Annotated in this window: 9 protein-coding genes; 6 read left to right on the plus strand and 3 right to left on the minus strand. The window is 65.4% G+C overall.

The window, feature by feature from the left end:
• Together wecB and ACEYYA_RS05200 are read left to right on the plus strand one after the other, a co-directional pair.
• Positions 1-1,155, plus strand: a complete 1,155-nt coding sequence (gene wecB / locus ACEYYA_RS05195; protein ID WP_374798308.1) for a non-hydrolyzing UDP-N-acetylglucosamine 2-epimerase — start codon at positions 1-3, stop codon at positions 1,153-1,155.
• A complete protein-coding gene (locus ACEYYA_RS05200; RefSeq protein ID WP_374798310.1) occupies positions 1,152-2,420 on the plus strand; it encodes a glycosyltransferase family 4 protein in 1,269 nt (422 codons plus the stop codon). Before wecB ends, ACEYYA_RS05200 begins: the two co-directional genes overlap by 4 nt.
• Here the strand turns inward: ACEYYA_RS05200 and ACEYYA_RS05205 are convergent.
• The 3 genes from ACEYYA_RS05205 to ACEYYA_RS05215 are packed head-to-tail and all read right to left on the minus strand — an operon-like array spanning position 2,404 to position 4,932.
• A complete protein-coding gene (locus ACEYYA_RS05205) occupies positions 2,404-3,009 on the minus strand; it encodes a sugar transferase (protein WP_374798312.1) in 606 nt (201 codons plus the stop codon). The two genes, ACEYYA_RS05200 and ACEYYA_RS05205, sit on opposite strands and share 17 nt — an antisense overlap.
• Complete coding sequence (locus ACEYYA_RS05210; protein ID WP_374798314.1) at positions 3,006-3,860, minus strand: NAD-dependent epimerase/dehydratase family protein; 855 nt, start codon at positions 3,858-3,860, stop codon at positions 3,006-3,008. Before ACEYYA_RS05210 ends, ACEYYA_RS05205 begins: the two co-directional genes overlap by 4 nt.
• On the minus strand, positions 3,850-4,932 hold the full coding sequence (locus ACEYYA_RS05215) for an Mrp/NBP35 family ATP-binding protein (RefSeq protein ID WP_374798316.1): 1,083 nt from the start codon (positions 4,930-4,932) through the stop codon (positions 3,850-3,852). Before ACEYYA_RS05215 ends, ACEYYA_RS05210 begins: the two co-directional genes overlap by 11 nt.
• Before the next feature lie 350 nt (positions 4,933-5,282).
• Between ACEYYA_RS05215 and ACEYYA_RS05220 the strand changes: the two genes are divergently transcribed.
• From ACEYYA_RS05220 to ACEYYA_RS05235, 4 genes are all read left to right on the plus strand, one after another.
• Entirely contained in the window at positions 5,283-5,651 is a 369-nt protein-coding gene (locus ACEYYA_RS05220) for a hypothetical protein (RefSeq protein ID WP_374798318.1), read from the plus strand.
• Between the two features lie 95 nt (positions 5,652-5,746).
• A complete protein-coding gene (locus ACEYYA_RS05225) occupies positions 5,747-6,700 on the plus strand; it encodes a hypothetical protein (protein WP_374798320.1) in 954 nt (317 codons plus the stop codon).
• A 130-nt stretch (positions 6,701-6,830) separates the two neighbouring features.
• On the plus strand, positions 6,831-8,417 hold the full coding sequence (locus ACEYYA_RS05230; protein ID WP_374798322.1) for a c-type cytochrome: 1,587 nt from the start codon (positions 6,831-6,833) through the stop codon (positions 8,415-8,417).
• Between the two features lie 11 nt (positions 8,418-8,428).
• Positions 8,429-11,002 carry a molybdopterin-dependent oxidoreductase gene (locus tag ACEYYA_RS05235; protein WP_374798324.1) on the plus strand — a complete coding sequence of 858 codons (2,574 nt, stop codon included), beginning with the start codon at positions 8,429-8,431 and terminating at the stop codon, positions 11,000-11,002.
• Positions 11,003-11,013: the final 11 nt, after the last annotated feature.

Raw genomic sequence — 11,013 nt, forward strand, 5'->3', positions numbered from 1 at the left:
GTGAGCAAATTGAAAGTGATGACGATCCTGGGCACCCGGCCCGAGATCATCCGCCTGTCGCGCGTGATGGCCCGGCTTGATGCGCATACCGACCATTGCATCGTCCATACCGGCCAGAATTGGGACTACAACCTGAACGAGGTGTTCTTCAACGAACTGGGCGTTCGCCAGCCGGACCACTTCCTTGGCATCGGCGGCGGCACCCTGGGTGAGACGCTGGGCAAGGTTCTGATCGAATCCGAAAAGGTCATCCGTGCCGAAAATCCCGATGCCGTGCTGATCCTGGGCGACACCAATTCGGCCATTGCCGCGCTGATGGCCACCCGCCTGAAAGTGCCGGTCTATCACATGGAGGCCGGCAACCGGTCGTTCGACCGCAACGTCCCCGAGGAAACCAACCGTCGGCTGGTCGACCACATCGCGGATTTCAATCTGGTCTATACCGAACACGCCCGCCGCCATCTGCTGTCGGAAGGTATCCAGCACCGCCGCATCTATCTGACCGGATCGCCCATGCGCGAGGTGCTGAACCATTACAGCGACAAGATCGCCGCTTCGGATGCGCTGTCGCGGCTGGATCTGACCGAGGGGCGCTATTTCGTCGTCTCCCTTCACCGCGAGGAAAACGTCGATAACAGCGATCGGCTGGCCGCGCTGCTGGGCACGCTGAACACGCTGGCGGAAGATTACGACATGCCGGTGATCGTCTCGACCCATCCGCGCACCCGCAAGCGGATCGAGGCCCTGGCCGATGCGCAGATCGACCCGCGCGTGCAATACATGACGCCCTTTGGTTTTCTGGATTACAACGCGCTGCAAAAGTCGGCCTTCTGCGTGATCTCCGACAGCGGCACGATTGCCGAGGAAAGCTCGATCCTGGGGTTTCCGGCGATCACCCCGCGCGATGCCATCGAACGACCCGAGGGGCTGGACGTCGGCTGCATCATCGCGACCGGCCTGAACCGCGACACGATCCGCGCGGCGGTCAAGGCCGTCACCGCCTTGCACGCCGAACGCAAGGCGGCGGGCATCCCGCATCCGCTGCCCGATGACTATGCCATCCTGAACACATCCGAACGGGTGCTGAGCCTGATCCTTGGCACGGCGCGGCTGTCGAATAGTTGGGACGGGATCCGCAAGAACGATCTGACATGACCCACCCGCCCGAGAAGCCGCTGTCGATCGCGTTTGTGTCGCAGTATTTCTTTCCCGAGCAGTTCGGGCACAATTCCTATGTCGCCGACTGGGTGGAACGGGGCCACAGCGTCGATGTGGTGACGGGCGTGCCGAATTACGGCCAGCCCGACTTTTTCCCCGGCTATTCCAACCGTGAGAAACGCACCGAGACTTGGCGGGGCGCGCGGATCTTTCGCGCCTGGTCGCTGGCGCGGAAGCGGGGCAACCTGCGGCTTTTGCTAAATTACCTGACCTTTCCGGTGACCGGAACCTGGACCGCGCTGCGGCGCATCAAGACGCGGCCCGATGTGGTGTTCGTCTCGCTTCTGTCGCCGATCTTCCTGGCGATACCGGCGATTGTGCTGGCCCGGCGGTTCCGGGTGCCGCTGGTTTACCACGTTCAGGACATCTGGCCCGAAAGCGCCACCCACACGCTGCGGCTGACCAATCCGCTGATCGTGCGGCCGCTGCACTGGATCAGCGGCTGGATCACCCGCCGCGCCGATCTGGTGCTCGTGCAAAGCGCAGCGCTGCCGCCGATGATCACCCGCTTCGGGGTTCCCGCCGACCGCATCCGGGTGCTGCGCAACACCGCGCCCGCCATGTATCGGCCGATCGCCCCCGAACAGGCGGCGGATCACGGCGTTCCCAACCCGCCCGGCGCGTTCCGGGTGATGTTCGCGGGCAACATCGGCGAAAGCCAGAACTTTGACACGATCCTGGATGCCGCCGCGCTGCTGCGCGACCGCGCCGATCTGCATTGGGTCATTCTGGGCAGCGGTCGCGATCTGGAGCGGGTGCGGGCGCGCGTTGCCGATCTGGGGCTGGCCGACCGCTTTCACCTGATGGGCCGCCACCCCGAAGAGACGATGCCCGATTTCTTTGCCCAGGCCGATGCGCTGCTGGTCAGCCTCAAGGAAAACGACATTTTCAACCTGACCGTGCCCTATAAGGTGCCCTGCTATCTGGCCTGCGGTCGGCCCATCATCGCCGCGCTTGCGGGCGAGGGGGCGCGCGTCGTTGCGGCCTCGGGTGGGGGCTTGCCGGTGGTGCCGGGCGATGCGCAGGCACTGGCCGATGCCGTCACCTTGCTGATGGCGATGCCTGCGGCTGAACGTCAGGCGATGGGCGGCCGCGCGCGGGCCTATTACGATCAGATGTATCGCCGCGATCTGGTCTATGACCAGTTGAACCGCTGGCTGGGTCAGGCCGCCGCGCGTCAGCCGCCTAGCGCAGACGTTTGAACACCGTCTTAAGCATGATCGCCGCATCCATGCAGACGTTGCGGCGGCGCTGATAGATCAGGTCCAGCCGCGCCTTGCGCGGCACGCAGGCGCGCGAATAGATCGCGTCGGTTTCCGCCGTGGTGCGGGCGCGGGCCAGCAGCTTTTCCTCATGCGCGTGGAAATAGACCGAGGCCAGCCCGGTGATGCCGGGCCGCGATTTCAGCACCTCGCGGTAGATCTCGGGGAAGCGTTCGACGTATTGGCGCAGCGGCGGGCGCGGGCCGACAAAGCTGATGTCGCCCTTCAGCACGTTCCACAGTTGCGGCACCTCATCCAGGCGGGTGCGGCGCAGGAAATGGCCGGTGCGGGTGATGCGCGATGACTTGTCGCCGCCCGACACGCCGCTGTCGCTCGCGACGGTGGTCATGGTGCGGAACTTGACCAGGTTGAAGCCTTGGGTCGGGGTTTTCATCCGTTCCGAGATGTAGAACACCGGGCGGCCGTCGCGCAGCAGGATCAGGATCGCCGTCAGCGCCACCGGGATCGCCAGGATGACGGCCAGGATCAGGGCCACGATGATATCGAACAGGCGCTTGGCGGGGGTCATGCGGGGTCTCGTGTGGCGGTCCATTGGCGGACCATTTCGGCGGGATTGCTATCGGTTGGCGCAAAGCTGTGCAAGCCGGCGATCAGGTCGGTGGTCAGGGTGATACGCTGATGCGCGCCGGTGGGGGCAGGCGACCAGACCCAGGGCAGCCCGGCGGCATCGGCCAGTTGGTCCATGCCGATCGGACCGGGGGCGGCGATGTTGATCTGATCGGGCAGCGGCGCGGAGGTGCAGGCAAGGCTCTGCACGACCGCGGCAAGCGTGGCAGGCCCCAGATAAGAGCGGATCGGCCCGCCACCATCGGCAAAGCGGTCGATGCGGATCGGGGTCTCGGCACTGGCCTTTGGCCCATTCAGCAGCAGCGCATCGGCCCCGGCGACATTGCCGATGCGCAGGCAGCAGACCTCAAGCCCGCGATCACGCCAGGGCTGACAGGCGGCCTCCATGTCGACCTTGGCGGCGCCATAGGCGTTCACCGGGCGCAACGGGCTGGCCTCGGACAGGGGCGAGGCATCGGGTGGCGCGCCGTAAACCGCCGAGGATGACGTGAGCAGCACCCGCCGCGCCCCGGCTGCCTGGGCGGCGGCCAGCGTCGCCTGCGCCAGATCGGTGTTCAGCGACAGGTCGCTGCCGGTGGCCGGGGTGATCCCGGCAAAGGCGATGACGCAATCCAGCGGCCCGGTGTCGGGCAGGGGTTCGGTCAGCGGCGACCAGACCAGCCCAGGCCTGTGGCGGGTCTGGATTAGCAGATCGGCGGGCGGCGGGCGCTGCTGCCAGGCGCGCAGCACCATCCGCCCGACCCGGCCCGAGCCGCCGGTGAACAGCCACCGCGGGCGCGCCTCAGGTGTCATCGCGGAACGCCTCGGCCAGGACTTCGGCCAGATCGCGGAAGGCGGTCGCCGGGGCGCTGTCGGGCTGGGCGCGCACGATCGGCTGGCCGCCGTCGCCGGTCTCGCGCAGGGTCCGATCAAGCGGCAGCGCGCCCAGAAAGGGGATGCCGCGCGCCTCGGCTTCGGCCTCGCCGCCGCCCTGCCCAAAGACCGGATCGTGAAAGCCGCAATTCGGGCAGACATGCATCGACATGTTTTCGATCAGCCCCAGAACTGGGGTGTCGACCTGATCGAACAGGTCGATGGCACGGCGCGCATCCAGCAGGGCGACGTCTTGCGGCGTGGTCACGATCACCGCCCCGGTCAGCGGGATCTGCTGGGCCAGGGTGATCTGCACATCGCCGGTGCCGGGCGGCAGGTCGACGACCAGCACATCCAGCGGCGCCCAGTCGACCTCGAACAGCATCTGGCGCAGCGCCGTCACCAGGATCGGCCCGCGCCAGACCAAGGCGCGCGACTGTTCAAACAGAAAGCCCACCGACATGACCTTGATGCCCTGCGCAGAGATCGGGATCATCATGTCCTCGCGCGCGATGGGGCGGGCATCGTCGGCACCCAACATGCGCGGCAACGAGGGGCCATAGATGTCGGCATCCAGCAGCCCGACCCGCAGCCCCTGGTCGGCCAGTGCCAGTGCCAGGTTGGCCGAGACGGTGGATTTGCCGACCCCGCCCTTGCCCGAGCCGACGGCGATCACATGGCGCACGCCCGGAATGCCGGTCGGCCCATCCGGCGCGGTCGGTTGCGGCGCGATCACCGGGGCTGAGGCGACCGCCGCGCTGACCGACGTCACGCCCGCCAGCCCGCTCAGCGCCTGCCGCACCGCCTGGGCCAGATCGCGCAGCGCGGCCTCATCGGCGGTGCCGCCCGCGCCCTGCGGGTCCAACACCATCCGAACCGCGCCATCCGCGCCGATCACCAGACCGCGCGCATGGTCGGCGGCGCTGCCGGCAAGGCCGGGGAGGGACAGGTCCGACAGGGCTTGCGCCACCCGGTCACGCAAGGCATCGGGTGGGGACGTGCTGTCGGTCATCGGCTCTCTCCTGTCGGTGGGGCTTGCGGTGCCAGCGTTAACCACCCCGAGGTCAGGCGCAAGCTGTGACAATATGTCGCATCTTGGGCGCACCCAACCGGTCTGCAATTTTGTCAGGTCAATGCGCTTGGCCCGCCGGGGCTTTCCCGCCTAAATCGCGGGGGTGCTGACAAAATGTCAGTCGACCCATCCGCCAACCATTTTGCTAAGGCTTTGGCTGGACGCGAGTTTTTCTGTCCCCGTTACAATGTGATGCTAACATCCGGCAGGAATCAGGGGAAAGGCGCCCCGGATGCGCCGCCCCCCACGCTCGCTTGACCGGGCGATCCGCAAAAGGAAAGGGCTCACGGATGTCACAGTTTACCGCGCGTCACTGGATCTGGATGGCCGCCGCAGCCGCCGCCCTGCCGGTCGCCGCCCTGGCGCAGCAGACCACCGATGCGCCCGCAGCCGATGCGCCCGCAGCCGCCCCGGCTGCCGAGGCCAGCCCCTATCTGTACATCGCCGGTGTAAAGCCGTGGGAACGCCCCGCCGGCGCGCCGGTCATTACCGAATATGTGAAATCGCCGGAATGGTATGCCAACGCCCTTTTTGGCGTCAGCGAACCCTATCCGGCCAGCCTGGGCTTTCTTGAGGATCAGGGCGGCTGGTGGACGCCGTTCAACCATCCCGGGATGCCTGGCCCCTACGACATTCGCGGCTGGCACGCTGCGAATTGAGGTGCGGCGGGCAATCGCCTGCACCGCCGTCCGGCACGCCGGATGAAGCCCTGGGCAACCGGGAATGGTTACGCGGAACCCAAAGGAGAGAAGTTATGACCAAGACCTTCAAAGTGACCCTGGCCGCCGCCCTGTGCACTGGCGCGCTGCTGTCGGTCGCTCAGGCCGAAGGCATGTCGGGCATGTCCGGCATGGACGGCATGAGCGGCATGTCGGGCATGGGTGGCATGTCCGGTATGAGCGGCATGGCCGGTATGGACGGCATGTCGGGGATGTCGGGTATGGCCGGTGACGCCGGCTGGGCCTGCACCCAGTGGACCTTCGCTCCGGCCCAATCGCAAGTCGGCATGGGCGGTATGTCCGGGATGGGCGGCATGTCAGGTATGTCCGGGATGGGCGGCATGTCAGGTATGTCCGGCATGGGTGGCATGTCCGGTATGAGCGGTATGTCGGGTATGGGTGGCATGGGCGGTATGGCCGGTATGGATGGCATGTCCGGCATGGGTGGCATGTCCGGTATGAGCGGCATGGGCGGTATGTCGGGTATGTCCGGCATGGGCGGTATGGCCGGTATGGATGGCATGTCGGGCATGGGTGGCATGGCCGGTATGGACGGCATGTCGGGCATGGGCGGCATGTCCGGTATGAGCGGCATGGGCGGCATGTCGGGCATGTCCGGCATGGGCGGTATGGCCGGTATGGATGGCATGTCGGGCATGGGCGGCATGTCCGGTATGAGCGGCATGGGCGGTATGTCGGGTATGTCCGGCATGGGCGGCATGGCCGGTATGGACGGCATGTCGGGCATGGGCGGTATGGCCGGTATGGATGGCATGTCGGGCATGGGTGGCATGTCCGGGATGAGCGGCATGGGTGGCATGTCGGGTATGTCCGGCATGGGCGGCATGAGCGGTATGTCGGGCATGTCCGGCATGGCCGGTCACACCGCGCCCGGCTGGGTTTGCACCCAGTGGTCGGTCTCGGGCCAGTCGGGCATGTCGGGTATGTCCGGCATGGGCGGCACTTGGACGCCCCCTGCCTCGAACTGAGGTTGTGGGCCGGGACGCCTGACCGGGCGCCCCGGATTTTGTGACGAGTGAAACCTCCGGGGGGCGGGCATTCGCCCCTCGGAACCTGAACGAAAAGATCGGATGAATAGCGGGTGCCAAGATGCGATCAATGGAACGACTACTGGGACTTTTGACCTTCGCCCTGTATATCGGGACGGGATTGCTGGCGCTTTTCAACGTCAGCAATCTGATCGCCTATGTGATGAACAAGCCGGCGATCGCCCAGGTGGCGACGACCGCCGCGCCCGCACCCGAGGGGATGGCCGCGACGACAGCGCCGACCCCTGCCGCGGTTCCCGCCGCAGCGCCCGAGGCCGCGCCGGTCGCCGTCGCTGCAGGGACACCTGCCGCCACGCCTGCCGCAGCGCCCGCCGGGCTGGACCCCGCCGCCGGTGAAAAGGTCTTTGCCAAATGCAAGGCCTGCCATGACGCCAAGCCGGATGGCAAATCCAAGACCGGCCCGAACCTGTGGAACATCGTCGGTCGCGCGCCGCATGCAGCCGAGGGTTTCAAATATTCCGACGCGATGCTGGCCGACACCGAGGCCTGGACGCCGGAACAGCTTGACGCCTATCTGGCCGATCCGAAAAAATCCATCCCCGGCAACAAGATGGCCTTCGCGGGCATCAAGGACGCGGGTGATCGTCACAATCTCATCGCCTGGCTGGCCCAGCAGGCCGACACCCCGATCGCGCCCGAGGCGCTGCCCTTTGCAGCCGCTACTGGTGCGGCTGCCCCGGCCGCCGAAGCGCCTGCCGCCGAGACCGCCGCAGCCGAACCGGCTGCCGCCGATCCCGCAGCCGAACCTGTAGCCGAGCCGGTGGCCGACGCCCCGGCCCCGGTCTATGTCGACCCGCCCGCCCTGACCGAGGCCCAGCAGGCCGAAATCGACGCCCGTGTGGCCGCGCTGACCGAAGCGGTGAAGGGCATGGATTACGAACGCGCCCGCCATCACCCGCTGCATTACCCGCCGCAGATCGCGCAGGCCTCGGATCAGGAATGCCTGGTCTGCCACGCCGAAATCCTGGATCACAAGCTGCGCGACGAAAGCCCGGCTGGCCTGAAAACGGACAGCACGATTGCCTGGTATCAGACGCTGGCGACCTATGATGGCGCGCAGGCCGATTTCCACAGCCGCCACATGACGTCGGATTTCGCGCAGGCGACGATGAACCTGACCTGCAATTTCTGCCACAAGGGCAATGATGTGCGCGAGGAAACGCCGGACATGATGCCGAACCGCGCTGCCTTCAGCGCCGATCCGGCCCAGCCCGAGTTCACGCTGCGCAAGATGGTGAACCCAGAGACCACCTGCCTGCGCTGCCATGGCGCGATGCCCGACCCGGAAAACATCATGGGTCTGGCTGGTCCCTGGCACGAAATCCGCGCCGATATGGAGGACGTGACCTCGGACGACCCGCTGTTGGCCAACGGCTGCCTGTCCTGCCACAAGGATCTGTTCCGCACCAATCGCCACGCCGTGACCTATCTGAAAGCCGCCACCATCGAAGATCTGGCTGAAGCCGGGTCGGATACCTGCTATGGTTGCCATGGTGGTCGGCAGTGGTATCGGATCAGCTATCCGTATCCGCGCCATCCGTGGCCGGGCATGGATCCTGCGGTGCCCGACTGGGCCAAGGACCGCCCGACCGCCTCTGACCCCGAATATGCGTTGCCCGCAGCAGCCGCCAATTGAGGAAACGCGCCATGACCAAGCATATGAAAACCGCGCTGATGGACCCCTCGGCCTGGCTGAAGGCGATGTCGCCCACGCGCCGCCAGTTCCTGCAAACGGCGACCGCGACGGCGGGGGCGGCGCTGGTACTGCCCGCCAGCGGGAAAAAGGCCGAGGCCTTCGCCTATGAGCCTTACCCGACCGATGACGATCTGGTCGAGGTGCCGACGTCCTGTGCGCATAACTGCGGCAGTCGGCACATGCTGGTGGCGCATAAAAAGGGCGACGTGATCGTGCGCCTGTCCACCGACAACGGCACCTATCAGGGCGATGAATACGGCACCGATACCGAGGAAAAGCCGCAGTTGCGGGCCTGTCTGCGTGGCCGGTCCTATCGCGCGCGCCTGTATAGCCCGGAACGCCTGCTCTATCCGATGAAGCGCGTCGGTGCGCGCGGCGAGGCCAAGTTCAAGCGCGTGACCTGGGATCAGGCGCTGACCGAGATCGCCGAACGCATGGTCTATCTGAAGGACAAATACGGCCCGACCGCGCTGGTCGATCAATCCTATGCCGGGGCGTCCTATGGCGTGCTGCACAAATCCGACCAGATCGAGGGCCTGCTGGGCCGCTTCATGGGCATGTTCGGCTGCCGCACGAACTGCTGGTCGGTGCCGTCCTATCAGGGCACGACCTTCAGCAGCCGCATCACCTTTGGCACGATCCAGGACGGGAACGAGGATGACACCTTCGCCCATGCCAAGCTGATCATCATGTGGGGCTGGAACCCCGCCTATACGTTCCACGGCGGGAATACCTTTTATTACATGCGGATGGCCAAGCAGCGCGGCTGCAAGTTCGTGCTGGTCGACCCGCAATATACCGACAGCGCGTCGGCCTATGATGCCTGGTGGATCCCGATCCGGCCCAATACCGATGCCGCGATGATGGCGGGCATGGCCCACCACATCTTCGCCAACAACCTGCATGATCAGGATTTCATCAACCGCTTCGTGCAGGGCATGGACCCCGGCACCATGCCCGATTGGGCGAAGGGCCAGGAAAGTTTCCGCGAATATATCGAGGGCACCTCGGACGGCGTGCCCAAGACCCCGGAATGGGCGGCGGACATCTGCGGCGTGTCGGCGGATGACATCAGGAAGCTGGCGCAGATGTATGCCGATACCAAACCGGCGGCGCTGAAGGCCAGCTGGGCACCGGGGCGCAACGCCTATGGCGAGCAATACAATCGCATGGCCGCCGCGCTGCAAGCGATGACCGGCAATATCGGCAAGCTGGGTGGCTGCGCCGAGGGTGTCGGCAAGGCCTGGCACGCCGAGGGCGTGGCCTATCCCTATGACCAGTTCGCGAATGTCTGGTTCGCCTCGATCAAATCCGACCGCTGGGCGCATATCGTTCTGAACTATCCGAACGTGACGCGCGAGGAAGCCGGACTTTGGCCGCGCAATGACGCGCTGGACGGGGTGATCCCCAACATCCGCGGGATTTTCTATCAGGGGTCCGACTGGTTCAACCAGTTGACCAACATCAACAAGGAAATCCAGGCCATCAAGAAGCTCGAGGCCGAGGGCGAACAGGAATCGCTGTTCGTCTGCATGGACAGCACCATCACCCCCACCGGCATCTGGTGCGACTATCTGCTGCCGATCGCCACGCATTTTGAACGCCATGATGTCGCGTTGCCTTGGTACAAGGGGCATTACTACATCCACCGCCCCAAGGTGATCGAACCGATGGGCGAATCCAAATCCGACTTCCAGGTATTCACCGAGCTGGCCTATCGGCTGGGCTTCGGTCCGCAATACAACCCGCGCGCCGACCGCAGCTATTTCGATAACCCCGACGCGGTGGACGAGGCCTATCTGGTCGCCTGGTGGGAAAAGGTGCAGCACCATCAGGGCGCCGAATGGGATTGGGAGACGTTCAAGAAACGCGGCGTCTACAAGTTCATCCTGAAGCGGCCGCATGTCGCCTTCCAGGACCAGATCGAACAGGGCATCCCGTTCGAGACAGCATCCGGCAAGATCGAGATCTTCTCGGGGCAGTTGGCCACGATCCAGGATTTCACCAAGACCCAGTATGGCTACCACATCCCGGCGATCCCGAAATGGATCGAGCCGTGGGAAAGCCTGAACAGCGAAAAGACCAAGGACTTTCCGTTCCACTTGGTCACACCGCACCCGCGCTGGCGGACGCATTCGATCTTCAACAACATCCCCTGGCTGCGCGAGACCTTCAGCCAGGAGGTGACGATCAACGCATCCGACGCGGCGCGGCTGGGAATCGCCACCGGCGACACGGTCGAGGTCTGGAACGATCGCGGCAAATGCATCGTGCCGGCCTATGTCACCGAACGCTGCATGCCGGGCGTCGCGGTGCTGCATGAAGGCGCCTGGATGGACATCGACGAAAACGGCGTCGACCGCGCGGGCAACCCCGACTTCCTGACGCTGGACGAACCGTCGCCCGCCGGGGCCTTTGCCTATAACACCATTCTGGTGAATATCGGGAAAACCGACCTTGCCCACCGACCGGGCTGGGATCAACTTGCCACGGCGCGCAGCCACGTCTTCCGCCGCGATCTGTAAGGGAGGGATAG

Source organism: Paracoccus zhouxuedongae, assembly GCF_041927815.1.
In the GTDB taxonomy this organism is placed as follows: Bacteria; Pseudomonadota; Alphaproteobacteria; order Rhodobacterales; family Rhodobacteraceae; genus Paracoccus.